This is a genomic window from Pseudonocardia sp. P1, assembly GCF_000178675.2.
Classification (GTDB): domain Bacteria; phylum Actinomycetota; class Actinomycetes; order Mycobacteriales; family Pseudonocardiaceae; genus Pseudonocardia.
On sequence record NZ_ADUJ02000001.1, the window covers coordinates 1,030,939 to 1,055,880 of the forward strand.

Annotated in this window: 24 protein-coding genes; 17 read left to right on the top strand and 7 right to left on the bottom strand. The window is 73.9% G+C overall.

The annotated features are described in order from the left end of the window. Positions 1 to 207: 207 nt before the first annotated feature. Positions 208 to 882: an MBL fold metallo-hydrolase gene (locus tag PP1_RS04255; protein WP_010225571.1), complete on the top strand. Its 675-nt coding sequence runs from the start codon at positions 208 to 210 to the stop codon at positions 880 to 882. Positions 883 to 906: 24 nt separating this feature from the next. On the opposite strand, the gene PP1_RS04260 is transcribed toward PP1_RS04255, so the two are convergent. After that, positions 907 to 1,737: an AraC family transcriptional regulator gene (locus tag PP1_RS04260; RefSeq protein WP_010225574.1), complete on the bottom strand. Its 831-nt coding sequence runs from the start codon at positions 1,735 to 1,737 to the stop codon at positions 907 to 909. A gap of 49 nt (positions 1,738 to 1,786) precedes the next feature. Between PP1_RS04260 and PP1_RS04265 the strand changes: the two genes are divergently transcribed. After that, complete coding sequence (locus PP1_RS04265; protein WP_010225576.1) at positions 1,787 to 2,242, top strand: DUF2000 domain-containing protein; 456 nt, start codon at positions 1,787 to 1,789, stop codon at positions 2,240 to 2,242. On the opposite strand, the gene PP1_RS04270 is transcribed toward PP1_RS04265, so the two are convergent. Next, a complete protein-coding gene (locus PP1_RS04270) occupies positions 2,217 to 2,549 on the bottom strand; it encodes a hypothetical protein (protein ID WP_010225578.1) in 333 nt (110 codons plus the stop codon). The genes PP1_RS04265 and PP1_RS04270 overlap by 26 nt on opposite strands. Positions 2,550 to 3,212: 663 nt before the next feature. Between PP1_RS04270 and PP1_RS04275 the strand changes: the two genes are divergently transcribed. The 11 genes from PP1_RS04275 to pqqE all read left to right on the top strand — a co-directional run bounded on the left by PP1_RS04275 (position 3,213) and on the right by pqqE (position 14,095). Further along, positions 3,213 to 3,860, top strand: coding sequence for a hypothetical protein (locus PP1_RS04275; RefSeq protein ID WP_139323859.1), 648 nt, complete (start codon positions 3,213 to 3,215; stop codon positions 3,858 to 3,860). Positions 3,861 to 3,878: 18 nt separating this feature from the next. Then, complete coding sequence (rnhA, locus tag PP1_RS04280) at positions 3,879 to 6,497, top strand: ribonuclease HI (RefSeq protein WP_010241638.1); 2,619 nt, start codon at positions 3,879 to 3,881, stop codon at positions 6,495 to 6,497. 249 nt (positions 6,498 to 6,746) lie between these two features. Next, positions 6,747 to 6,968 carry a rubredoxin gene (locus PP1_RS04285; protein ID WP_010241637.1) on the top strand — a complete coding sequence of 74 codons (222 nt, stop codon included), beginning with the start codon at positions 6,747 to 6,749 and terminating at the stop codon, positions 6,966 to 6,968. Between the two features lie 13 nt (positions 6,969 to 6,981). Then, on the top strand, positions 6,982 to 7,749 hold the full coding sequence (locus PP1_RS04290) for a ribonucleotide-diphosphate reductase subunit beta (RefSeq protein ID WP_010241636.1): 768 nt from the start codon (positions 6,982 to 6,984) through the stop codon (positions 7,747 to 7,749). 982 nt (positions 7,750 to 8,731) lie between these two features. Beyond that, positions 8,732 to 9,196 (top strand): MSMEG_3727 family PQQ-associated protein, encoded by a 465-nt coding sequence (locus PP1_RS04295; protein WP_010241632.1) that lies wholly within the window; start codon positions 8,732 to 8,734, stop codon positions 9,194 to 9,196. Positions 9,197 to 9,208: 12 nt separating this feature from the next. Continuing rightward, positions 9,209 to 10,897, top strand: a complete 1,689-nt coding sequence (locus tag PP1_RS04300; RefSeq protein ID WP_010241631.1) for a PQQ-dependent dehydrogenase, methanol/ethanol family — start codon at positions 9,209 to 9,211, stop codon at positions 10,895 to 10,897. A gap of 53 nt (positions 10,898 to 10,950) precedes the next feature. Continuing rightward, entirely contained in the window at positions 10,951 to 11,040 is a 90-nt protein-coding gene (pqqA, locus tag PP1_RS04305) for a pyrroloquinoline quinone precursor peptide PqqA (RefSeq protein ID WP_249265973.1), read from the top strand. Positions 11,041 to 11,106: 66 nt separating this feature from the next. Further along, positions 11,107 to 12,000: a pyrroloquinoline quinone biosynthesis protein PqqB gene (pqqB, locus tag PP1_RS04310; protein WP_010241627.1), complete on the top strand. Its 894-nt coding sequence runs from the start codon at positions 11,107 to 11,109 to the stop codon at positions 11,998 to 12,000. A gap of 1 nt (position 12,001) precedes the next feature. After that, positions 12,002 to 12,715: a pyrroloquinoline-quinone synthase PqqC gene (pqqC, locus tag PP1_RS04315; RefSeq protein WP_010241625.1), complete on the top strand. Its 714-nt coding sequence runs from the start codon at positions 12,002 to 12,004 to the stop codon at positions 12,713 to 12,715. A gap of 4 nt (positions 12,716 to 12,719) precedes the next feature. Beyond that, complete coding sequence (pqqD, locus tag PP1_RS04320) at positions 12,720 to 13,016, top strand: pyrroloquinoline quinone biosynthesis peptide chaperone PqqD (RefSeq protein WP_029239985.1); 297 nt, start codon at positions 12,720 to 12,722, stop codon at positions 13,014 to 13,016. Next, a complete protein-coding gene (pqqE, locus tag PP1_RS04325; protein ID WP_010241623.1) occupies positions 13,013 to 14,095 on the top strand; it encodes a pyrroloquinoline quinone biosynthesis protein PqqE in 1,083 nt (360 codons plus the stop codon). The genes pqqD and pqqE overlap by 4 nt, the downstream gene beginning before the upstream one ends. A 69-nt stretch (positions 14,096 to 14,164) precedes the next feature. Here pqqE and PP1_RS04330 read toward each other — a convergent pair whose 3' ends face one another. Continuing rightward, positions 14,165 to 15,247 carry a sodium:calcium antiporter gene (locus tag PP1_RS04330; RefSeq protein ID WP_010241622.1) on the bottom strand — a complete coding sequence of 361 codons (1,083 nt, stop codon included), beginning with the start codon at positions 15,245 to 15,247 and terminating at the stop codon, positions 14,165 to 14,167. 192 nt (positions 15,248 to 15,439) lie between these two features. Then, on the bottom strand, positions 15,440 to 16,063 hold the full coding sequence (locus PP1_RS04335) for an SMI1/KNR4 family protein (protein WP_010241621.1): 624 nt from the start codon (positions 16,061 to 16,063) through the stop codon (positions 15,440 to 15,442). A gap of 176 nt (positions 16,064 to 16,239) precedes the next feature. Between PP1_RS04335 and PP1_RS04340 the strand changes: the two genes are divergently transcribed. Beyond that, entirely contained in the window at positions 16,240 to 16,617 is a 378-nt protein-coding gene (locus PP1_RS04340) for an FKBP-type peptidyl-prolyl cis-trans isomerase (RefSeq protein ID WP_010241620.1), read from the top strand. Next, entirely contained in the window at positions 16,614 to 17,123 is a 510-nt protein-coding gene (locus PP1_RS04345; protein WP_033200555.1) for a metallophosphoesterase family protein, read from the top strand. The genes PP1_RS04340 and PP1_RS04345 overlap by 4 nt, the downstream gene beginning before the upstream one ends. Here the strand turns inward: PP1_RS04345 and PP1_RS04350 are convergent. Continuing rightward, entirely contained in the window at positions 17,120 to 18,214 is a 1,095-nt protein-coding gene (locus tag PP1_RS04350) for a TerC family protein (protein ID WP_010241618.1), read from the bottom strand. The genes PP1_RS04345 and PP1_RS04350 overlap by 4 nt on opposite strands. Before the next feature lie 379 nt (positions 18,215 to 18,593). On the opposite strand from PP1_RS04350, the gene PP1_RS04355 reads away from it, so the two are divergent. Further along, on the top strand, positions 18,594 to 21,716 hold the full coding sequence (locus PP1_RS04355; RefSeq protein ID WP_249265972.1) for an ATP-binding cassette domain-containing protein: 3,123 nt from the start codon (positions 18,594 to 18,596) through the stop codon (positions 21,714 to 21,716). Then, positions 21,713 to 22,639, top strand: coding sequence for an ABC transporter permease (locus PP1_RS04360; protein WP_010241612.1), 927 nt, complete (start codon positions 21,713 to 21,715; stop codon positions 22,637 to 22,639). The genes PP1_RS04355 and PP1_RS04360 overlap by 4 nt, the downstream gene beginning before the upstream one ends. A gap of 40 nt (positions 22,640 to 22,679) precedes the next feature. Here PP1_RS04360 and PP1_RS04365 read toward each other — a convergent pair whose 3' ends face one another. Together PP1_RS04365 and PP1_RS04370 are read right to left on the bottom strand one after the other, a co-directional pair. Beyond that, entirely contained in the window at positions 22,680 to 23,447 is a 768-nt protein-coding gene (locus PP1_RS04365; RefSeq protein ID WP_010241611.1) for an acetoin reductase, read from the bottom strand. A 159-nt stretch (positions 23,448 to 23,606) separates the two neighbouring features. Beyond that, positions 23,607 to 24,884, bottom strand: a complete 1,278-nt coding sequence (locus PP1_RS04370; RefSeq protein ID WP_010241610.1) for a GAF domain-containing protein — start codon at positions 24,882 to 24,884, stop codon at positions 23,607 to 23,609. Positions 24,885 to 24,942 lie beyond the last annotated feature (58 nt).

A 24,942-nucleotide genomic window follows, 5' to 3' on the forward strand; every position in this document is an offset into this window, starting at 1 on the left:
CGGCTCCGATGCTAGGTCGGCCCACCGACAAGAACCCGTCGAGCCGGGCTCCGCCCGGTCCCTCCTCGGTGGACGCACCCCGGCACGCGCCGGTCGGTACGCCGGGGACGATACTCGTACGCATGTTCGAGCCGTGAGCGGCCCCGCGGGTGCGACCGGCGGGTTCTCCCCACCGCGATCGTCGGGGGCGGCCGATACCCTCGCGCCGTGGACGTCCTGGAGAACTACACCGGTCACACCGACCCCGGGGGCGCGGCCATCCGCCGCGACCTGGAGAAGCTCAGCATCAGCAAGATCTCGGTGGGCGAGATGGACAACAACGCCTACCTCCTGGTCTGCAAGGAGAGCAGCGAGGCGCTGCTGATCGACGCGGCGGCGGAGCCGGCCCGGCTGGCCGACCTGATCGGTGCGACCGACGAGCGCCCCGACCTGCGTCACCTCGTCACCACGCACCGGCACGCCGACCACTGGCAGGCGCTGGGCGCGATCGCGGGCATGTTCGAGCCGCGGCTGATCGCCCACCCGCAGGACGCCCCGGAGCTGCCGGCCCCGATGGACGAGCTGGTCGAGGGCGGCGACACGATCGTCTTCGGCGCCGTGGAGCTCGAGGTGATCCACCTGCGTGGGCACACGCCGGGCTCGATCGCGCTGCTCTACCGGGGCGAGGACCGGCCGCACCTGTTCACCGGGGACAGCCTGTTCCCGGGCGGTCCGGGCAAGACCTGGTCGCCGGAGGACAACGCGCAGCTGCTCACCGATCTCGAGGGCCGCGTGTTCGACACCCTGCCGGACGACACCTGGTTCTACCCCGGCCACGGCGACGACTCGACGCTCGGCGAGCAGCGCCCGGGCCTGCCGGAGTGGAAGTCGCGCGGCTGGTGACGCAGGAGGGCCGCCCGGTCGTCGTCAGCGCGTCGCCGGTGCGCCCGGTCGTGACCGGGAGTACCGCCCGGGGGTGACGCCGAGCAGCCGGACGAACCGCCGGTGCAGGTGCGCCTGGTCGTGGAACCCGGCGGTGACGGCCGCCGTCGCCGGGGCCATGCCGTCCAGCAGGAGCCCACGGGCCCGTTCGACGCGGCGGGCGTCCAGGTAGCGGTGCGGGGGCAGCCCGAACCGCCGGGAGAACGCCCGCACCAGGTGACCGGGATGGGCGTGCAGCAGGCGGCCCGCCTCGTCGAGGGTGATCCCGTCCGCCGTGCGGGCGTCGAGGAGGTCGCGCAGCCGCCCGGCGAGGCCGTCGCCGGGCGGCCCCGGATCGGGCGTCCCGGCGGGGGCGAGGTGCCGGGCGAGCCGCTCGGTGACGAGTGCCAGCCGGCTCTCCGCGTGCAGGTCCGTCCCGGACGCGGTCAGCACCCGGTGCAGCTCGTCGAGGCGACGGCGCAGCACCGGGTCGCGCACCCCGGGGTGGTCGACGGCGGGCCCGATCCCGTGGTGCCCGAGCAGCCCGGGCTCGAGGTAGAGCACCCGCTTGCGGAAGCCCGCCCCGCTCGCTGCGCGGCCGTCGTGCGCGACGCCCGGGGGCAGCAGCGTCACCGGGGCCTCCTCGGTCCCGTGCGGCCGCCGGTCCAGGTCGTAGCGGACGGCACCGTCGTCGACGATCAGCAGCGTCCACGTCGCGTGCGCGTGCACCGGGTAGCGGTGCGTGCCGAACCGGGCGTGCAGGACCTCGGCGATCCCGGGGACCCGTTCCGGGCGCCAGGCGACGACGTCGTCCGGTGCCCGCTCCGCTCGGGACATGTGAGGAACGTACAAGACCCGCCGGGCCCGCCACCGGAGGATCGGCCGGGTGACCGCACCCGACACGACGACCGTCCCCGCCCCGGCCCCGGTCGAGCGCCCCGCGACGAAGATCGTGGTGGTGCTCCGCGACGATCTCGCCGGCTGGCAGGTCGCGAACGTGACCGCCTTCCTCTCCGCCGGCGTCGCCACCGCCGTCCCGGAACTGATCGGCGCCCCCTACGCCGACGCCGACGGCAACACCTACCTCCCCACACTCGGCCTCCCGGTGATCGTCCGGGCGGCCGACGCCGCGACGCTCGGGACCTGCCGGGCCCGGGCCGTCACCCGCGGGCTGCCGGCCGCGATCTACACCTCGGCGATGTTCGGCACCGGCAACGACGACGACAACCGGGCCGTCGTCGCCGCCGACCGGGCCGAGGAGCTCGATCTCGTCGGTGTGGCCGTGCACGGGCCGCGGAACGCCGTCGACAAGATCGTCAAGGGGACGCGCGTCCATCCGTGATCCGCGGCGCCGCCTCGTCCGTGACCGCCGCGCCGGGCGGGACGGGGAGCCCGGCCGCCGCGAACAGCTCGGCCCAGCGTGCGGGGCCCAGCCGGTCGATGGCGTCGTCGGCCCCCGCCCAGGCCTGCCGGACCGCCGCGGGGAGGAGCTCGTCGTCCAGCAGGCCCGCGTCGTCCAGCTCGGCGAGCAGCAACGGCACCCGGTTCCCGCCGACGCGGGCGGCCGCCGCGTCCCACTCGGCGGCCGTGAGCGGGCGGTCGCGGTCGAGCAGCGCGTTCACGGTGATCTCGTAGAGGGCCTGGCTCACCCGGCCAGGATGCCGTGACGCGCGGGCCCCGTCGGCGACCGGGCCCGTCCGAGCGGCGTACGGGCTCCGGTCGTGCCGGCGGTACGTCCGTCGCTGTCGTTCACGCACGGTCATCGTTGCAGGACGACCGGCCGCCGTTACTGCTCCGAACGGACGCTGTGCGCGACCACGAGGTGCACTTACCGTGCCCGATCGATGAGCGCTCCCCACGCCGACGACCGTGCCCACGACCGAACCGAGGACCGCCGCAACGGCCATCCGGCCGCCGGTGTGCTCGACGGACCACCGTTGCCGCGTCCCCGTCCGGCACCGTCGCCCGGCGCCGGCGCCGATCGCCGCGCCGCCCCGGACGGAGCGGGCGTTCCCGGCGGCCCCGGTGAGGCGGGGACGCCGGACGGGCCGGGCGCCCTCGGGCAGGCCGACTTCCCCGGGGTAGCCGGTGTCCCCGGCCCGCGCCGCGACGCCGGACCGATCGCTCCACCGCGCCCACAGGTCCCGGGTCCGCGTGCACCCGGGACCGCCGGACCGGCCGGACACGGGCCCGCCGCACCGGCGGGCCCGGCCCCCGGGGCGACCGAGCTGACCGGCCCCGTCCAGGGCCCGCCGGCCGGCCCGCGCACTCCCCCCATGCCCTGGCCTGCGGTCCCGCCGCCCGGAGCGCCCGTGCCGCAGGTGTACCCCGGCGGCCGTCCGCAGCACGACCAGGACCGGCAGGCGGGCCGGTGGAACCCCCTCGTCGCCCTGCGTGCCGTCGACACCGAGCGGTTCACCGGGACGCTCCGGTCCGCGGTGCCGCACCGGACCGCCGCGGTCGCCGTCGGCGCGACGCTGGCGCTCGCCGTCGGCGTCGTCGTCGCCGCCTACGCGGGGACCGGCTCCGGGACGGACGCCGCCGGTGTGGGTGCACCGACGACGGACGCGACCGTCCCTGCCCCGGCCGACCTGGTCGCGGGCAGCACCGCCGCCGACCCGGCCGCGTTCGGCGACGTCGCGGCCTTCACCTCCCCGACCGGCAACATCACCTGCCGCGTCGACGGCGGCGAGGCGCGCTGCGACGTGCGGAACCGGCAGTGGACCGCCGAGGGCACCGACGGCTGCACCGACCCCGGCCTCGTCGTCGGCCGCGCCGGCGGCGCGCGGGCGAGCTGCGACGGAGTCCCGGCGCCGACCGACGGGACGGCCCTCGGCTACGACACGCACGTGACACGCGGCGACGTCACCTGCGTCAGCCGCCGGACCGGTGTCGAGTGCCGTGATGCGGCGTCCGGCCACGGCTTCAGCGCGGCCCGGGCGTCGTACCGCCTGTACTGACGGCTAGCGTCGCGGCCCGTGACGGTGGTCGTGGAGATCTTCACCGACGGTGCCTGCGTGCCGAACCCGGGTCCCGGTGGCTGGGGTGCGGTGCTGCGTTACGGCGAACACGAGCGGGAGCTGCACGGCGGGGAGCCCACGACCACGACGAACAACCGGATGGAGCTCACCGCGCCGATCCGCGCGCTGGAGGCGCTCACCCGGCACAGCGTCGTCCACCTGCACACCGACAGCACCTACGTGCGCAACGGGATCACCCAGTGGCTGCCGCGCTGGAAGACGCGCGGCTGGCGCACCGCCGCCGGGGAGCCGGTGAAGAACGACGACCTCTGGCGCGAGCTGGACGCCGCCGTCCGGCGGCACGACGTGACCTGGTTCTGGGTGAAGGGCCACTCGGGGCACCCGGAGAACGAGCGCGCCGACCGGCTGGCGGCGCAGGGCTGCGCGGAGGCCGGTGGCCGGGCGGCGCCGGCGCGCACGGCCGCGACGGGGCGTCGGATACGGTCCGGCTCGACCCCGGACCTCCCCGGAGAGACGCCCGTGACGGACACGTTCCCCCGCCTGCACGCCCGCACCCGACGGTTCTCCCTCGGCGTCCCCCGCGGGTTCACCGTCGCCCCGGACGGGTCCCGCGCGGTGTTCCTGCGCACCCGGTCGGGGACCGACCCGGTGACGTGCCTGTGGTCGGTCGACGCGGCGACCGGCGAGGAGCGGCTGCTGGTGGACCCGGCGCAGGTCCCGGGCCTGCCGGGCGAGGAGGACCTGCCCGCCGCGGAGCGCGCCCGCCGGGAGCGGGTGCGCGAGCAGGCGGGCGGCGTCGTCGGGTACACGGTGGACGCCGCCGTCGAGCGGGCCGTGTTCGCGCTGTCCGGGCGTCCGTTCACCGTCGCGCTCACCGGGGACCCGCAGGTCCGCCCGCTCGACGTGGGCGCGGTGGAGGCCGTCGTCGACCCGCGGATCGACCCCACCGGTTCCCGGGTCGCGTTCGTCGCCGACCGAGCACTGCACCTGCACGACCTCGCCACCGGTACGACGACGCGGCCGGCCGTGCCCGACGCCGACGACGTGTCCTACGGACTCGCCGACTTCGCCGCGGCCGAGGAGATGGGCCGCACCCGCGGCTTCTGGTGGTCCCCCGACGGCGACGCGCTGCTCGTCGCCCGGGTCGACGAGTCCCCCGTCGCCCGCTGGCACATCGCCGATCCGGCCCACCCGGACCGGGTCCCGGCCGAGGTCCGGTACCCCGCGGCGGGCACTCCGAACGCCGTCGTCGGCCTGGAGATCGTGACCCTCGACGGCACCCGTACGCCGGTGCGCTGGGACGCCGGCGCCCACGAGTACCTCGCCACCGCCGGGTGGGACGCGCACGGCCCGCTGCTCTCGGTGCAGCCGCGCGACCAGCGGGAGGTGCGCACCCTCGCCGTCGACCCCGCGACGGGCACCACGACCACCCTGCACTCGCAGACCGACCCGGTGTGGGTGGAGAACGTCCCGGGCGTGCCGGCCCGCACGGAGTCCGGTGCGCTCGTCCGGGTCACCGACGACGGCGGGGCGCGCCGCCTCGTGCACGGCGACACCATCCTCACCGGACCGGACCTGCAGGTCCGCGACGTCCTCGGGATCGACGGCGAGACCGTCCTGTTCCGGGCGTCGGCCGACCCGACGTCGGTGGCGCTGTACTCGGTCGCCCCCGGCGGTACGCCCGTCCTGCTCTCCCCCGCCGACGGCCTGCACTCGGGGACCGCGGCGGGCGGCACCCTGGTCCGGACCTCCCAGGACCTGGTGACCGCGCCGCACGCGGTGCTGGTGACCGCGGACGGCACCGAGCACCCGGTCGCCGGGCACGCCGTCGAGCCGGGCCTTTCCCCCGCGCCCGCGCTGCACGCGTTCGGCGAGCGGGCGCTGCGGACCGCGGTGTTCCTGCCGTCCGGGCACGTCCCGGGGACGAAGGTCCCGGTCCTGCTCGACCCGTACGGCGGGCCGCACTCCCAGCGCGTCGTGCGGTCCCGCAACGCGCACCTGACCAGCCGCTGGTTCGCCGAGCAGGGTTTCGCGGTGGTCGTCACCGACGGCCGCGGCTCGCCGGGGCGCGGCCCGGAGTTCGAGCGGGCGATCCACGGCGACCTCGCGGGTCCGGTGCTGGAGGACCAGGTCGCGGCGCTGCAGGCGGCCGCCGACGAGTACCCGGACCTGGACCTGACCCGGGTCGGCATCCGCGGCTGGTCGTTCGGCGGGTACCTGGCCGCGCTCGCGGTGCTGCGCAGGCCGGACGTGTTCCACGCGGGTGTGGCGGGCGCGCCGGTCACCGACTGGGCGCTGTACGACACCCACTACACCGAGCGCTACCTGGGGCTGCCCGGCGGCGAGTCGTACACCCGGTCGTCGATCGTCGACGACGCCGCGACCCCGCCGACCGCGGACGCCCCGCACCGCCCGCTGATGATCGTCCACGGCCTGGCCGACGACAACGTCGTCGCCGCGCACACGCTGCGCCTGTCCTCGGCGCTGCTCGCCGCCGGCCGCCCGCACCAGGTGCTGCCGCTGTCGGGGGTCACGCACATGACCCCGCAGGAGGTCGTCGCGGAGAACCTGCTGCTCCTGCAGGTCGGGTTCCTGCGCGAGGCCCTCGGCGGCTGAGTCCCGCCCCCGGTGCACCCGGTGCCGGTACCGGGCACCGCGACGGGCCGCATCACCCGAAACACGTGTTTCGCGGTGGACCTTGCGAGGGCGGCACGTGGTGTGGCTCCCTGGTCACAGGACGACCGTGACCGGCCTCGTGCGGCGCGGCCGGTGTCGTCCGGTGGTACGGCAACGACGCCGTGGGAGGCACATGACGATGCACGAACACACCACGCGGCGCCGGTCCGGTCCGGTCCGGAGCGGCGTATGAGCGGCGGCGGGACGGCGGTCGCCGAGGCGCAGGCCCGGCTGTGGTTCTGCGAACCGTGCGGTTTCGTCTACGACCCGGCCGAGGGCGATCCGGACAGCGGCATCGAGCCCGGCACCCCCTTCGAGGACATCCCGGACGACTGGATGTGCCCCATCTGCGGCGCCTCGAAGTCGGACTTCCGCGAGCTCGAGCCGGGCGAGGAGTTCCCGGGACTGTGAGGACGGTGCGGTCATGGCCATGATCGGCAGCTACGACCACTTCGTGACGCTGGCCGCGTCGCTGCAGTGGGACGAGACGGAGATCGACTTCTCGGAGGACCGCGCCGCCTGGCCGGCGCTGACCGAGTGGGAGCACGAGCGGGTCCTCGGGCTCATCGCGGGCTTCTGCATCGCCGAGACCTCGGTGGCGGGACAGCTCGGCTCCTACCAGGCGGCGGCCCGTGAGGACTCGATGGAGGCGGCGTTCCGGGCGCAGGCCCGGGACGAGGCGCGGCACGCCCGCTTCTTCGACCGGGTCGCCTCGGACGTCGCCGGGATCCCGGGGGCGAACCCGGCCGCGCGGCAGGACGTGCTGCGCGCGCAGGTCGGTGCCGAGCTCGTCGACCTGTTCGAGCACCGCCTGCCGGCCACCGCGCGGCAGCTGGCCGAGGACCCGGCCGGATTGACGGGGGCCGTCGGGCTCTACCACATGGTCATCGAGGGGGTCGTCCTGCTGGCCGGGCAGCACGCGATGCTCGACACCCTGGAGGGCCTGTCCCGCCCGCTGCCGGGGGTGCGGAAGGGGATGGAGCTCGTCCTGCGCGACGAGCGGTGGCACATCGGGTTCGGCTCCCGGATCGTGCAGTGCGCCGACATCGGCCGTGAGGACGCCGACGCGCTGCTGGAGCAGGGCGAGAACGCGGCGAAGGTCTGGGGCGACCTGATCACCCCGGAGGCGATCGACACCGCGGTGCGTCAGCACCGCCGGCGACTGAAGGCGGCCGGCATCAAGTTCTGGTGACGACGACCGGACGGCACGAACGGCGGCGACCCTGACCGTAAGGTCAGGGTCGCCGCCGTCTTTCCGCCCGCCCGTGGCGGGTCCGCCGCCACGGCCGCCACCTGCGGGCACCGGGCCCGGCGCCGTGTTCCTGCCCTCCCGCGCCGTCCCTGTCCCGGGCCCCGCGCCCGCACCACGGTGACGCCTCGCCGGAACCGACCCGGGAAACACATGTTTCATTCGCCCCGGTACCGCGCGGACCAGCGGGAAATACCTCCCGGCACCGCCCCGGGACGCGCCGGGAGCGGGCGTCGCACTCGATGTCCACATCAGACAGAGCGACCACCGGACGATCTTCGTCTACGGGAACGCTGCACGTCACAGCGTCACGGGCCGGGCCCGCTGGAGTGACGGGCGCCACCCACCGGGCGACGGAATCGCACACCGGACAGAAGCCGGAACGAATTCCGGAAAGCTCACCGACACAGGCTCGACGTTTCTTCCCGGCCAGAGGTGCGGTGTCCGGAGAAATGTGTTCGAACACGTCCCGGAGCAATTCCCGGAACAGCTACGAACGGCACTTCCGGATCAGCACCCGGTGCTCGGGCGCACCACCGGAGCGGACGACCTCGACGCCCGGCCCCGATCCCCCGGCCCCCACCCACCCGCGCCCCGGCGCGCCGCCACGGCCGACCACGCCGTCGACCGTGCACCGCCGTGACCAGGAAGATCCTCCCGTGGAGCGTGCCGGTGCCGGCGGACACCACGTCCCACCGGCAGCGCCCCGGCGCCGGACCGGCCACCCGGACCTGCTGCGCGACACCGGACGGTGAGCCCCTCGCGAAGCCTGCGGGAGCGCCGTCGTATTCACGTCCGGATCGCCCCCGGGGGACCGCGTGATCGTTCTCCGGAATTCCCACGATCCTGGGGTTGACGGCCGTACCGACCAGTGTGAAAGTGATCACGCAACCCGCCGACGAATTGCGCTCGGGAGGATATGTCAATGACGACGACTTCAGGTGATCGGACGGCCGAACTGGCCGCTGCGGGCCTGGACGGGCAGAACAGGACCGCACTCGGCCGACTGCTCAACACCGGGAGCATCGGCAACGCCGAGGAGGGTGCCGACGGTGTCCTGCGCGCCACCATCCGGATCCCGGAGGACGAGCTGCGCTACGACCCCGCCATCCTCGTCCTCCCGCACGGCGGGGACATCGAGCTGACGCTGATCAACGACGACAAGAACACCCACTGTGCGGTGCTGCCGAGCAACGGCGACCCCAAGTTCATCTGGCTGGTGAACCACTCCAAGGGCACCGCGAAGCTCAACCTGGACGGGCCGGGCACCTACTACTACGGCTCCGCGAGCGGGAACGACGAGGGCCGCGGTCTCACCGGGGCGATCGTCATCGGTGGCGAGGTCCCCGACAGCGCCAAGCTCGACCGACCCCCGCAGCCGCGCCCGTAGGAAGGAGACGAGATGACCGACTACGTCGACGCGGGCGAAGCCATCCCGCACGCACAGCTCAGCAACGTCAAGGGCGAGGCCCCGGCCACCCGCAACGTGGACTACGACCGGATCCTCGGTGCCCGCTCGGAGCCGGACAACTGGCTGACCTACTACGGGACCTACGACGGTCAGCGCTACAGCGAGCTCGACCAGATCAACAAGGACAACGTCCGCCGCCTCACCCCCGCGTGGGTGTTCCAGGCCGGCGCGGTGGGCATGCAGTCCGGCGCCTCGACCTACTCGTTCGAGGCGTCGCCGATCGTGGTCGAGGGCGTCATGTACGTCTCCGGCCCGGACGGCCGGGCCTGGGCGATCGACGCCAAGACCGGCGAGGAGCTCTGGCGCTACAAGCACGCCTCGCCGTACGACGTGTCGCTGTGCTGCGGCAACGTCAACCGCGGCGTCGCCGTGGGCCACGGCAAGGTGTACATGTACACCCTCAACGCCCACCTCATCGCGCTCGACGCGCGGACCGGCGAGAAGGTCTGGGACGTCGTCAACGGTGACGTACGTGCCGGCGAGAGCGGCTCGGTCGCGCCGCTGATCGTCAAGGACATGGTGATCTGCGGCAGCGCGGGCGGCGAGTTCGGCGTCCGCGGTCACCTGGACGCCTTCGACGCGCAGACCGGCGAGCGGCGCTGGCGCTGCTACATGGTCCCGAAGCCGGGCGAGCCCGGCTCGGAGACCTGGCCCGACGACGGCGAGGCGTGGCAGCGGGGCGGGGCGAACTGCTGGGTCACACCCACCTACGACCCGGAGCTGGAGCTGCTGTTCCAGGGCACCGGCAACCCGGCGCCGGACTTCGACGGCGCGGTCCGCCCCGGTGACAACCTGTACACCGACAGCACCGTCGCGGTGGACGTCAACACGGGGCAGATCCGCTGGCACTACCAGTTCACCCCGCACGACCTGTGGGACTACGACTCCACGATGGAGAACGTCCTGTTCGACGCGCCGGACGGGCGGAAGCTCCTCGCGCACGCGGACAAGAACGGCTACTTCTTCGTCCTCGACCGCACCAACGGCGAGCTCGTCCGCGTGTTCCCGTTCGTCGACCGGATCACCTGGGGTGAGATCACCCCGGAGGGCAAGGTCACGCCCAAGGTGTATCCGGACGAGGAGGGCGTCCCGGTGCACTTCTGGCCGGGTCCGGCCGGCGGCAAGGAATGGACGCACATGTCCTACAGCCGCCAGACCGGGCTGATCTACGTCCCGGTGCAGGAGGTCGGGGCGACGGCGACCCGCAGACGCCGGGAGTTCAAGGAGTCGATCCCCTACTGGGGCGCGGGCGTCGCCGTCGACCTCGAGGACTTCTACGGCTTCGTGAGCGCGATCGACCCGCTCACCGGCGAGGAGAAGTGGCGCTGGCGCAACGAGTACCCGATGTGCGCCTCGAACGTCACCACGGCGGGCGGCCTGGTCTTCCAGGGCACGCCGACCGGTGAGTTCGTCGCGCTCGACGCCGAGACCGGGGAGAAGCTCTGGTCGTTCCAGTGCGGCAGCGGTCACCACTCCAGCCCGACGGTCTTCAGCGTCGACGGCCGGCAGTACATCGCGGTGCCGACCGGCTGGGGCGGCTGGATCGAGGGCTTCCTGCCCGGCCTGCTCGGGGCCGCCGCGGGCGACGCGCTGTTCTGCTTCGCCCTGCCGGAGGACTGAGGACCGGCCATTCTGGACACGGCAGACCCGAGACCCGGAAGGAGGTGTCCGCCGTGGAGAGCATCACCGAGTGGGAGGCCCCCGACTTCGAGGAGGTCGGTTGCGCGCCCGAGGTGACGATGTACATCGCCCGCACCGCGTGACGGAGTGAACGTCCAGGGGCGCCGGAGAGGATCCGGCGCCCCTGCGGCGTGCCTACGAGGAGGAACATGCGCGTCCGGATCCTGGGTTCGGCAGCCGGTGGTGGATTCCCGCAGTGGAACTGCGGCTGCCCGGGGTGCCGGGCGGTGCGCGACGGCACGCGCCCCGCGACACCGCGTACCCAGTCGTCGATCGCGGTCAGCCCGGACGGGGAACGGTGGTGGCTCGTCAACGCCTCCCCCGACGTCCGCACGCAGCTGGCGGACACCCCCGCGCTGCACCCCACCGGCGACCGGGCCTCACCGCTGCAGGGCGTGCTGCTCACCGACGCCGAGATCGACCACACGCTCGGCCTGGTGCTGCTGCGCGAGGGCAGCGGTGTGCACGTGCACGCGACCGCCGCCTCCGAACGCACCCTGCGCGCCGGCACCGGTCTGCTGGACACGCTCGAGAAGTTCTGCCCCGTGCACTGGACACCCGTCGTCCCCGGGACCGGGCACGACCTCGGCGGGCTCGTCTACCGGGCGTTCGACGTGCCCACCGCGAAGCACGACCGGTTCGGCACCGGCGGCGACGGCGCGGGCCGGGTCGTCGGCTACCGGTTCACCGACACCGCGAGCGGCCGCAGCGCGGTGTACCTGCCCGGGGTCCAGCAGCTGACCCCCGCGGTGCTCGGCGAGCTGGCGGGTGCCGACGTACTGCTGATCGACGGCACCACCTGGCACGACGACGAGATGATCCGGCTCGGCCTGGCCTCCAAGACCGCGCACGACATGGGACACCTGCACGTCGGGGGCCCCGGTGGCAGTCTGGACGTGCTGTCCCGGCTGGGCCTGCCGCGGGTCGTCTACGTGCACGTCAACAACACCAACCCGATCCTGCTCGACGACTCGGACGAGCGCGCCGAGGTGGAGAAGGCCGGCTTCACGGTCGGCACCGACGGACTGGACCTGGAGGTCTGAGGTGAGCGCAACGCTCGACAGCGGCACCGGCACCGCGCTGGTGGAACGCCTGCGCGCCCACGCCCGCAGCTACCACAGCGCGCACCCGTTCCACCTGCGGATGAACGAGGGCACGCTGACGCCCGACCAGATCCGCGGGTGGGTCGCGAACCGGTTCGCCTACCAGGAGGCCATCCCCGTCAAGGACGCGGCGATCCTCTCGAACTGCCCGGACGTCACGGTCCGGCGGCGCTGGATCCGCCGGATCACCGATCACGACGGCACCGCCGCCGACGGCCCCACGAGCGGCGGGATCGAGGCGTGGCTGCGACTCGGCGAGGCGTGCGGCCTGAGCCGGGCGGAGATCCTCGACCACCGGCACGTCCAGCCGGGTGTCCGGTTCGCCGTCGACGCCTACGTCACCTTCGCCCGCACGAAGCCCTGGGTCGAGGCGGTGGCGTCCTCGCTGACCGAGCTGTTCGCGCCCGACCTGATGGCCGAGCGGCTGGCCGCGTTCGAGAAGTACTACACCTGGATCGAGCCGGACGGCCTCCAGTACTTCCGGAACCGGTTGTTCCAGGCACCGCGGGACTCCGAGCACGCGCTCGAGGTCGTCGTCGAGCACTGCCACAGCGCCGCCGAACAGGACGCCGCCGAGGCCGCGCTGTCCTTCAAGTGCGACGTGTTGTGGTCCATGATGGACGCGATCGACCATGCCTATCCCGATCGTGGGTGACACCGTGACGGAGGTTCCCGGCGACGCCCGTCCCCGGCTCGGCCAGTTCGTCCGGATGCGTCCGGACCGGGCCACCGGCGGGCACGTCCTGCTCGGACCGGAGACCGTCGTCGTACTGAACCCCACCGGGCACGCCGTGCTGGCGCTGTGCGACGGCGGCCGGACGGTCGACGAGATCGTCGCCGCGCTCGTCGCCGGGCACGAGGGTGCCGACGAGGCCACGGTCGCCGGCCAGGTGCGCGACTACCTGGGCCGGCTCGCGGACCGGAACCTCGTGACCCTCGGCGGAGCGGGCCGATGACCGCGCCGCGCCCGTTCGGGCTGCTCGCCGAGCTCACCTACCGCTGCCCGCTGGCCTGCGCCTACTGCTCCAACCCGATCGAGCTCGCCCGCTACGACGACGAGCTCTCCACCGCCGACTGGCAGCGGGTGTTCGCCGAGGCGGCCGACCTCGGGGTGCTGCAGTGCCACCTGTCCGGCGGCGAGCCGCTGCTGCGCCGCGACCTGACCGAGCTGGTGCGCACGGCGCAGTCCCTGGGGATGTACACGAACCTGGTCACCAGCGCGATCGGGCTGTCCCGGCCGCGTGCCGAGGCGCTGCGCGCCGCCGGGCTCGACCACGTGCAGGTCAGTGTCCAGGCCGACGAACCCGCCACGTCCGACCGGATCGCCGGGGTCCGCTCCTTCGAGCGCAAGATCGAGGCGTGCCGGCTGGTCCGGGAGCTGGGCTGGCCGTTGACCGTCAACGTCGTGCTGCACCGGCAGAACATCGACCGGATCGGCGAGATCATCACCCTGGTCGAGGAGCTGCAGGCCGACCGGGTGGAGCTGGCGAACACCCAGTACTACGGCTGGGCGTGGAAGAACCGGTCGTCGCTGCTGCCCAGCCGCGAGCAGCTCGACCGCGCCGAGGAGATCGTCACGGCGGCCCGCTCGCGGTTGGCCGGGCGCATGGAGATCGTGCACGTGCTGCCCGACTACTACAGCCGCTACCCGAAGCCCTGCATGGGCGGATGGGCGCAGCGACAGCTCACCGTCGCGCCGGACGGGCACGCACTGCCCTGCCCGGCCGCGCAGACCCTGCCGTTGCCGCCCGCGTCCGTCCGGGAGTCCTCGCTCGCCGACATCTGGACCTCCGCGCCGCTGTTCACCGCGTACCGCGGCGACAGCTGGATGCAGGACCCGTGCCGGACCTGCGACCGCAAGGAGATCGACCTCGGGGGCTGCCGCTGCCAGGCCTTCCAGCTGACCGGGGACCCGGCGGCGACCGACCCGGTCTGCCACCTCTCCCCCGAGCACGCCCGGGTGGAGGAGGCCGTGGCCGAGGCGAACCGCCCGGACCCCGTCGACCTCGAGCTGGTGCCGCGGCCGCATCGGTAGGCGCTCCGCGCTCGTGAGTGGAAAAGTGGGTCAGGGCCACGTTTTCCACTCACGGGCGCGCAGCGCCCCCTAATCGTCGTCCGCAGGGACGACCCCGAAGACGACGAAGCTGACGATCCAGTAGAGGACGTAGCCGACGAGCAGCACGACGCCGTGCCAGCGTCGCAGCCGTCCGGTCCACAACGCGTACGTCGAGAACCCGATCAGGAGGATCAGCGCCGGCAGGTGCCAGACGAAGACGTCGTCGCCCACCTCGATCGCACCGCCGGCCAGCACGATGATGCCGAGCTTGGCCGTCACCGAGAACACGACCGACCCGATGACGTTGCCGACGCCGATCAGCGGCGCACCGCGGCGGGCGGGCTCGACGGTGAGGAAGATGTCCTCCAGGGTCAGCACCAGGGTCGCGATGGTCGCGCCGAACACGGTGCCGGCGATCCCGAAGTCCTCCAGGATGCCCTCGGTGCCCTCGGCCATCACCCAGGCGCCGACGACCAGCCCGACCAGCGACAGCACCGCCAGCCCGAGCAGTGCCCAGCCGGGCAGGTGCCGCTTGGAGGTGAGTGTCATGTCGCCGGTGCGGGAGACGTCGTCGGACAGTGTGCCGCCACCTCCGTTCCCGGCCCCCTCCATGACCTCGCTGTCGCGGAACACCGCGACCGACCGGGTGCGCTCGCGCACCGCGACGTAGGCCACGAACGCGACGAACAGCGCGATCAGCAGGATCGCCAGTGCCGTCCCGATCTGGCCGACGAACGCCAGCGCCACCAGGACCAGCGGGGACGCCGCGAAGATCACGAGGTAGTCGCGGGGCACCTGGACGCGGCACGGCACCAGCAGTGCGGCCAGTGCCAGCACCACGCCGACCATCGAGATCACCGTGCCGAAGACGACGCCGAGCGCGACGTCCTCCATGCCCTCCAGGTTGAGCGCGACACCGAACACGAGGTCGTCGAACTCGATTCCGGTGAAGATCACCGCGAGGAGGAAGACGGAGATCGCGAGACCGCGGGCGGCCCCGACCAGATAGGTGATCAGTTTCTCGGCGCTGTAGATCAGCAACGCGGCACCGGCCGCGAATATGAGGATCGACATCATCGGCGGTCGCAGCCTCCTCGTCGCCACACCGCCGCGGACCAGCGCGAACGCCATCGGCGAACTCGTCGTGTGAGTATTCGTGCGCGCACCACGACACCGGCGTCACCCCACCGGGATCGATGCTGTGATAGATGCTCGCAAGAATGTGACGGCCACGACAGAGTTGATTTCCGATCCTCATCGGAGCACTATGTCCTGTTCGCGGTGATCGACACCACACCGTCCGATCCGGACCGCTGGGGCGGTTCAGCGCAGGTCGGGCAGGTCCCAGAAGCAGTACGACGACCCGCCGGGGTCGGGGTCCTGCGGTGCGGGCAGTGCGGAGGCGGCCAACCGGCGCAGGTAGTCGGTGACGCCGGCCCCGACGCGCCGGCGTTCGTCCTCGTCCGGCCCGGCGACGACGACCTGGCCCACGTCCCCGCCCGGCTCCGGGACGACGTCGACGGCGAGCGCGTTCCCACCCCCGTCGAGGGCGAGCGGCCACCAGCCCGCGTCCCAGTAGCGGGCCCGGACCGGGTCACCGGCGCGGACGGTCACGTGGTCGTGGCTGCCGTCCTCCAGCACGTCCAGCCAGCCGCGGTAGATCACCACGGCCTCCGCGACCGGGAGCATCCGGTAGGTCGCCGGGAAGAGGCTGGTGAACCGGTCCGGCTTGTACCCCGGCACCCGCGGGTGGTCGTTCCACTGACCGTCGCAGAGCAGGTAGAGCGCCCGGAGCGCGGCCGGGAACGGGCTGCCGAACACGACCTCGGCGGCGTCGACGTCGGCCGGGCCGGCGGGCGGGCGGGCGTTCTCCGATGCGGGGTAGCCGGCGGTGTCGAGGGCGGCCAGCCAGGTGGTCCAGGCGACGCGCGGGTCGGGATCGGTCATGGGGCGCAGCCTGGCACGAACCGGGTGGTCACCGGGCCGGATCGGGGACGACCGGCACCGGGCGCTCCGCGAGCGGCACGGCCCGGGGTCCGGCGCGTCCCGGTGGACCCCGTTCTGGCAGGGTCCCCGGGGACAGCCGACCGAGGTCGGGATCCAGCCCGCTGGGAGCACGCACCGTGACCGCACCGCAGAAGCCCGCCGTCGAGATCGTCGACGGCCCGCTGCCCACCGACCTGGTGGTCGAGGACCTCGCCGTCGGCGACGGCCCGGAGGCCAAGCCGGGCGACGCCGTCGCCGTGCACTACGTCGGCGTCTCCCAGTCCACCGGCCGCGAGTTCGACAACTCCTACGACCGTGGCCAGCCGCTGCAGTTCGGCCTCGGCGCCGGCCAGGTCATCTCCGGCTGGGACACCGGCGTCGTCGGCATGAGGATCGGCGGCCGTCGCCGGCTCGTCATCCCGCCGCACCTGGGCTACGGCGCCCGTGGCGCCGGCGGCGTCATCGCGCCGAACGAGACGCTGATCTTCGTCTGCGACCTGGTCGGCGTGAACTGAGCTCGCTCGTCCTGATCTCGGACACCCATGCCCCGGCCCGGGGAGGCGCCCACGAGGGCGGCCTCCCCGGGCCGGTCTGGGATGCGGTGGACGCCGCCGACGTCGTCGTGCACGCGGGCGACTGGTGCTCGGTGGAGCTGCTCGACCGCCTGTCGGCGCGGGCGGCCCGGCTGGTCGCCTGCTGGGGCAACAACGACGGCGACGACCTGCGGGCCCGGCTGCCGGAGACGGCCCGAGTGGTGATCGACGGCGTCCGGGTCGCGGTCACCCACGAGACCGGCGCGAAGCAGGGCCGGGAGAACCGGGCACTGCGGGCACACCCGGACACCGACCTGCTCGTGTTCGGGCACTCGCACATCCCGTGGGACACGTGCGCGGGCGGGCTCCGCCTGCTCAACCCGGGGTCGCCGACCGACCGCAGGCGGATGCCCACCCACACCTGGATGACGCTCACGCTGGACGACGGCCGGATCGGCGACGTCGTCCTCCACCACCTCGAGGGCTAGTCGCGCGGCGGGGACGACACGTGGTGGTCGGCCTGCTCGTCGGCGGCCACGATCCGCGCGGCCTCCTCCTTCGAGCGCGCCAGCGGCGGCGCGGTGATGGCGCTGCTCTGCTCGGCCAGCTCCGGCTTGAGGCGCACCGCGACCAGGCTGGAGATCGTGGTGATCGCCAGGACGCCGATGATGACGGCCAGCGACAGCCCGATCCCGATCTCCGGCACCGGCAGCGGCTCCCCGCCGTTCAGGAACGGCAGGTCGTTCTCGTGCATGGCGTGCAGCGCGAGCTTCACGCCGATGAAGGCCAGCAGCACGGCCAGCCCGTACGACAGGAACACGAGCTTGTTGAGCAGGCCGCCGAGCAGGAAGTAGAGCTGGCGCAGGCCCATCAGCGCGAACGCGTTCGCGGTGAAGACCAGGTAGGCCTCCTGGGTCAGGCCGAAGATCGCCGGGATCGAGTCCAGCGCGAACATGATGTCGGTGACGCCGATCGCGATCATCACGATCAGCATCGGCGTCAGCCAGCGCTTGCCGTCGATCTTCACGATCGTCTTGGCGCCCTGGTAGTCGTCGGTGACGGGGAAGACCTTGCGCACCCAGCGGAGGACGCGGCCCTCCTCCCACTCCTCGTCGTCGCCACCGGCGGCCTGCTTGACCAGCGTGATCGCGGTGTAGACGAGGAACGCGGCGAACAGGTAGAAGACCCAGCTGAACTCGTTGATCACCGCGGCGCCCGCCGCGATGAAGATGCTGCGCATGATCAGCGCGATCACGATGCCGACGAGCAGCACCCGGTGCTGGTGGATCACCGGCACCTTGAACGCCGACATGATGATCAGGAAGACGAACAGGTTGTCGACCGAGAGCGAGTACTCGGTGAGGTAGCCGGCGAAGAACTCACCGGCGTAGGTGCCTCCGGCGACGAACCAGATGCCGATACCGAAGGCCACGGCGAGCGCGACGTAGAAGGCGACCCAGCGCGTCACCTCGCCGAGCGTGACGGCGTGCGGCTTGTGGTCGTTCAGCCAGAGATCGGCGCCGATGACCAGGACGAACCCGGCGATCGTGACCAGCCAGACCCACAGGGGGACGTTCACGTACTTCCTCCAGACCAGGGCAGCATGAGACGGCCCGAGGTCTCTCCCGCCACGTCGCCGCGGTGGCGGCGCCAGGCGTGGCCGGTGGTGCCGGGTCCACCGGGAACAACGCTCCCGTCGGCACCGTGCTGACGACACCACCGCGGTAGGGATACTCCCCTGCGGTTCGCGTGGAGTGTCCACCTCAGAACCGTTGCGTGGCGAGGCGGGGTGACCGACAGCACCCGGTACCACCCGGACGGGGACCCCGTCCGTCCTTTTTGCCCGGTCCGATTCCGGATGCCGGAAGCGTCCCACCCCGGCCGGTGGCGACGTGACTCGCCGGACACCGCACCCGGCGCGGGGGCGCGGCCGGAGCGTTCTGCGTAGTTTCGGTGTGGTGCACGTCCTCCCCCGGGCCCGCCGGCTCACCGGTCCGCTCGTCGCCCTGCTCGTCGGCGGCCTCCTGGTGTCGGTCGCCCCCGTGGCCGCCGCCGCGACCGGCGACGACGGCGGTGCCGTCACCGTCTCCGAGGAGCGGGTCGCTGTGCCCGCCGGGCCCGGTGAGCCGGGGTCGGTCGGGATCGACACCTCGCTGTACGTCCCGGCCTCCGCGACGGCGGCCACGCCCGCACCCGCGGTGCTGGTCGCCCACGGCTTCGGCGGGTCGAAGCAGTCGGTCGACCGCGACGCCCGCGAGCTCGCCGCACGCGGCTACGTCGTGCAGACCTGGACCGCCCGCGGGTTCGGTGCGTCCGGCGGCACGATCGGGCTGAACGACCCGCAGCGCGAGGTCGCCGACGCGTCCCGGCTCCTCGACCGGCTGGCCGCGCGGCCCGAGGTCGCGCAGGACGGCGCCGGGGACCCGCGGGCCGGCGTCACGGGCGGGTCCTACGGCGGCGGGCTCGCACTGCTCCTCGCCGGCACCGATCCCCGCATCGATGCGCTCGCCCCGGTGATGACCTGGAACGACCTCGGGCAGTCCCTGTTCCCGAACAACGCGGTCCCGGCCGGCGAGGACCTGCCCGGCACGCCCGCCGCGGCCGCGGACGGTCCGGACGGGGTCTTCAAGAGCGGCTGGGCCGGGGTGTTCTTCGGCTCCGGTGGCCGGGTCGCCGGAGGCTCGGGCGGGTCGGGTGGCCCGGACGACTCGAGTGGTTCCGGTGGCTCGGACGGCACCGGTGACTCCGGCGGTTCCGCTGGTCCGGGTGGCTCCGGTGACTCAGCGTCCGACGACGCCGCGGGGGGCGGCGGATCGTCGGCCGGTGGCTCCGGTGGCTCCGGTGGCTCCGACGCGCCCGGAGCCGGATCGTCCGCCGGGAGCGGCGGCCCGGCCGGCGGGGCCGTTCCCGGCTCCGCCGCCCCCGGAGCCGGAGGCGTCCCCGGAGCGCCGTCCGCCGCCGTTCCGGGCGCACAGGTGACCTGCGGCCGGTTCACCGCCGACGTCTGCGCCGCCTACGCCGAGGCCGCCCGCAGCGGCCGGGTCTCCCCGGAGCTGGCGGCACTGCTGCGCCGTTCCTCCCCCGCGACCGTCACCGGCCGGATCGCCGCGCCGGCGCTGCTGGTGCAGGGCGAGCAGGACACCCTCTTCGGCCTCGACCAGGCCGACGCGAACGCCCGGGAGATCGCCGCGAACGGCACGCCGGTGTCGGTGCTGTGGTTCGCGGGCGGTCACGACGGCTCCGCCCCGGACTCCGAGGTCCGCGCCCAGATCGGCGACTGGTTCGACCAGCACCTGCGCGGGGAACCCGCCGCCGACGGCACGACCGGTGCGCTGGCGGAGGCCCCGTTCGCCTACCAGGTGCGCAGCAACGTCCGCACCCGCGGCGACACGCCGACCGGCCGCACCGTGCTCGCCGACGGCTACCCCGGTCTCACCGGTGGCGCGACCCCGGCGACGCCCGTCCCGCTGTCGGGCGGCGAGCAGGTCGTCGCGCACCCGCCCGGCGGCAACCCCGCGGCGATCACCTCGCTGCCCGGTCTGGGCTCGGCGCTCGGCTCGCTGGGGTCGCTCGGGTCGCTCTCCTCGCTCGCCGCGCCCGGACAGTCCGCACGGTTCGTCTCCGAGCCGGTCGCCGAGGCGATGCAGCCGTCCGGGGCCGCGCGGACGACGGTGCGGATCGCGCGGGTGCCGGACCAGCCGGCGCCGTCGACGGCGGTCCTGTTCGCCTCGGTGAGTGCGCTGTCCCCGGACGGCCGCAGCACCCTGCTCGGCAACACCGTCGCCCCGCTGCGGGTCGACGTCCCGGCCGACGGCAGCCCGGTGGAGGTGACGGTGACGCTGCCCGGCGTCGTCGCACCGGTCACGGCGGGCAGCCGGCTGCAGGTGCAGTTCGCGACGACCGACCAGTCCTACGACTCGGGCACCGATCCGGCGGTGTGGCGGGTCTCCCCGGGCGGGGACGGGACGCTGTCGGTCCCGCAGGTCCCCGGCCGTACCGAGTCGGCAGGCACCGTGCCCCTCTGGCCGGTCCTCGGGATCGCCGGGGTGCTCGCCGCCGCGCTGGCAGCCTGGCTGGTCACCCGGTACCGGTCCCGCCGTGCGGATCCGGACGCCGCGGACGCCGCCGCGGACGGGAGCGGCGACGAGGTGCCGCCGTTGCAGGTGAGCGGCCTCGCGAAGACCTACCGCAACGGCTTCCGGGCCGTCTCCGACGTCTCCCTGACGGTGCCCCGCGGCGCGGTGCTCGGGCTGCTCGGCCCGAACGGCGCCGGGAAGACGACCGTGCTGCGGATGCTGCTGGGCCTGATCGCACCGACGGGTGGCGAGATGCGGGCGTTCGGGCGCCCGATCCGCCCGGGGGCGGCGGTGCTGTCCCGGATCGGGGCGTTCGTGGAGGGGCCGGGCTTCCTGCCGCACCTGTCGGGGGCGGAGAACCTGCGGCTGTACTGGCAGGCGACCGGGCGCCCCCCGGAGCAGGCGCGGATGGCGGAGACCCTGGAGATCGCCGGGCTCGGCGACTCGGTGCACCGGAAGGTCGGCACGTACTCGCAGGGGATGCGCCAGCGGCTGGCGATCGCGCAGGCCATGCTCGGGCTCCCGGAGCTGTTCATCCTCGACGAGCCCACCAACGGGCTCGACCCGCCCCAGATCCACGCGATGCGGGAGCTGCTGCGCCGCTACGCCTCCGCCGGCCGCACGGTGCTGGTCTCCAGCCACCTGCTGTCGGAGGTCGAGCAGACCTGCACCGACGTCGTCGTCATGCACCGGGGAACGGTCGTCGCGTCCGGCACCGTCGCCGAGCTCACGGCGGCCGGCGGCGGGTCGTCGTTCACCGTCGACGACACCGGCCGGACCGCCGGGATCCTGGCCGGTCTGGACGGTGTGTCCGACGTGATCACCGGCGACGAACCGGGTGTGGTGCACGCCCACCTCGACGGCGTCGCGCGGGCCGACGCCGTCGCCGCGCTGGTCGGCGCGGGGATCGCGGTCAGCGCGGCCGGGCCGCGCGGGCGGCTGGAGGACGCGTTCCTGGAACTGGTGGGCCCGGAGGGCCGTGACGTGAGCGGAGGTGGCTCGTGAGCAGCGACGACGGCCGCCGGGGCGGGGACGAGCGCCAGCTGTCCACCCGGCGGGGGCACGTGGGCGATCTCGTCGAGGGCGGGGCCGCGCCACCGGCCGTCCCCGGCCGGACGCTGCCGCTGCGGACCGAGCTGGTCCGGCAACTGGAGCGGCGCCGCACGCAGGTGGCGTTCGCGCTGGTCGTGGCCATGCCGATCATCCTGTGGGCGGCGTTCTCACTGGGCGGCGACGACGACGGCGGCACGGCGAGCGGGCCGAACCTCGTCGACCTGGCGTCGGGTTCCGCGACGAACTTCGCGGTCTTCACGCTGTTCGCGTCGGCGAGCTTCCTGCTGGTGGTGCTGGTGGCGTTGTTCTTCGGGGACACGGTGGCGGCCGAGGCGTCCTGGTCGTCGCTGCGCTACCTGCTGGCGATCCCGGTGCCGCGGGCGCGGCTGCTGCGGCAGAAGGCCGTCGTCGCGGGGCTGCTGTCGGTCGCGGCCCTGCTGCTGCTCCCGGTCGCGTCGCTGGTGGTGGGCGCGATCGCGTACGGCACCGGGGACCTGGTGTCCCCGGTGGGCGAGTCGCTGCCGTTCTGGACGGCCGTCGGCCGGGTCCTGCTCGGGGCGCTCTACGTCACCGTCCAGCTGAGCTGGGTCGCGGGGCTCGCCCTGCTGCTGTCGGTGAGCACCGACGCACCGCTGGGCGCGGTCGGCGGGGCGGTGATGGCGTCGATCGTCTCCCAGATCATCGACCAGATCGACGACCTCGGTGTGATCCGGAACTTCCTGCCCACCCACTACGGCGACGCCTGGTCCGCACTGCTGGCCCGGGACATCGACTGGGCCGAGATGACCTACGGGGCGTTCTCCGCGGTCTGCTACGCGACCGTCTTCCTGGGGGCGGCGGCCTGGCGCTTCACCCGCAAGGACATCACCAGCTGAGCGGTGCCGGGCCGGGGGGCTCCCCGGCCCGGCGCGCGGCTCAGACCATGACGACCCCGCCGTCGATCATGACGGCCTGGCCGGTCATGTAGTCCGAGTCCGGTGAGGCCAGGTAGGAGACGAAGGCCGCGACGTCGTCTGCGGTCTGCACCCGTCCCAGCGGGATGCCCTGGGCGTACTGCTTCAGGGTCTCCCCCTTCGCCGCGCCGCTGCGGGCGCCCATCTGCTCGTCGATGAGGTCCCACATGTCGGTGCCGACGATGCCCGGGCAGTAGGCGTTGACGGTGATCCGGTGCGGCGCGAGCTCCTTCGCCGCGGCCTGGGTCAGCGCGCGGACGGCGAACTTGGTCGCCGAGTAGTGGCCGAGCAGGTCGAACCCGGCGTGGCCGGCGATCGACGCGGCGTTGACGATCTTGCCCCCGGTACCGCGGTCGATCATCACGCGGGCCGCGGCCTGCAGGCAGTACACGACACCGAACACGTTGACGTCGAAGATCCTCCGCAGGTCGTCGGGGGTGACCTCCAGCAGCGGCTTGACCTGGGCGATCCCGGCGTTCGCGACCATGACGTCCAGCCCGCCGAGCTCGTCGACGACCCGGCCCACCAGCGCGGTGACGGCGTCCGGGTCGGTGACGTCGCCGGGATACGGACGGGCGGTCCCGCCGGCCGCGACGATCTCCTCGGCCACCGCGGCGGCGCCGTCGGCGTTCACGTCGTTGACGGCGACCGAGTGGCCGTCGCGGGCGAGGCGCAACGCGATCCCCCGCCCGATCCCCCGCCCTGCCCCGGTGACCACGGCGACACCCATGTCGGCTCCCTTCGTCTCGGCAGACGCGCGGGACGCCGGTGCGCGCGGCGCGGCGTCCCTGCCGCGTGGGCCGGTCCCGGCCCGCCACACCGAGTCCACCGCGTGACGGCGGTCACGGCCACCGTTGCAGCCGGGTTGCAGCGGGACGGCCGCGGGCCGTCAGGCCCGGCGGAGGGCGGCGACGCCGGGCGCCGCCGAGTCGCGGACGACCCGGCTCTGCGCGACCCCGGCGAGGTCCAGCTCGACCTCCGGGGCGATCCGGTACGGGCGGGCCAGCAGGATCCCGCCGAGGCCACGCCGGAGCCGGGACATCTCCGCGCGCACCGTGACCAGGTGCGCCCGGTCGCCGTACAGGCCCTGCGACAGCGCCGCCGCGTCCAGCCCACCGGTGCCCGCGCGGGCCAGGAGGACGAGCACCTCGGCGTGCCGGGTCGACAGCGGGTGCACCCAGCGGGAGGTGCCCTCGACGACGGCGCTCGGCGGGCGGGCGTCCAGGTCCAGGCGGAGCCGCATCCGCGGGGAGCCGCCGGCGTCGGCGGGCCGCAGCAGCCACCCGCCCGGGACCGGCTCCGGGAGACACGGGCCCAGGCCGTGCACCGCGAGCAACCGGTCCGCGGTCGGTGCCGCGACCCGTTCCACACCGGGCAGCCCGGTCGCGGCGGCGACCCAGCCGTGGTCGTCGACGACCAGACCGGGCCCCGACGAGCGGGCGAGCATCGGGGCGCCGATGGTGCGCAGCATCTCCAGCCGGGCCTCGTGCCACTGCCACAGCCCGGCCTCGGCGAGGCGCACCGCGGTGTCGACCAGCGCGACCGTCGTCGGATGGATGGTCTCGGCGGGCCCGGAGATGTCGACGACCCCGAGCAGCTCCCCGCTGCGCGGGTCGTGCACCGGTGCCGCGGTGCAGGTCCAGCCGTGGTGGCTGCGCACGAAGTGCTCGGCGGAGAAGATCTGGACCGGTCCGTCCTCGGCGATCGCGGTCCCGATCGCGTTCGTGCCGACCGTGCGCTCCGACCAGTTCGCGCCCTCGGTGAAGCCCAGTGCGTCGGCACGGCGGCGGACGGAGGTGGAGCCCTCCCGCCAGAGCAGCACCCCGTCGGCGTCGGTCACCACCATCACGTGCCGCGCGTCCTCGGCGATCGAGGTGAGCGCCGACCGCAACGCCGGGAGCACCGGGACCAGCGGGGAGATGGTCCGTCGCTGCTCCACCACGCCCGCGTCGAGCGGACCGGGAGGGTCACCCGCGTCGGGGTTCACACCCTGCGCGCGGACCCGGTCCCAGGAGCGGGCCACCAGCCGCCGGGCGCGGTCGGGCACGGCGTCGCCGGACAGCACGGCGTCGTGCAGCCGGGACAGCATGCGGGCGTGCCTGCCGAGATCGGTGCCCGGACGTACCGCGCAGATGCTCGCCTCGTTCTCGACGTCGTCGTCGGCCACCGGCACCTCCCGGCCCCAGGTTAGGCGTGCCCCTGTGGCGCGCGCCATAGGGGCACGC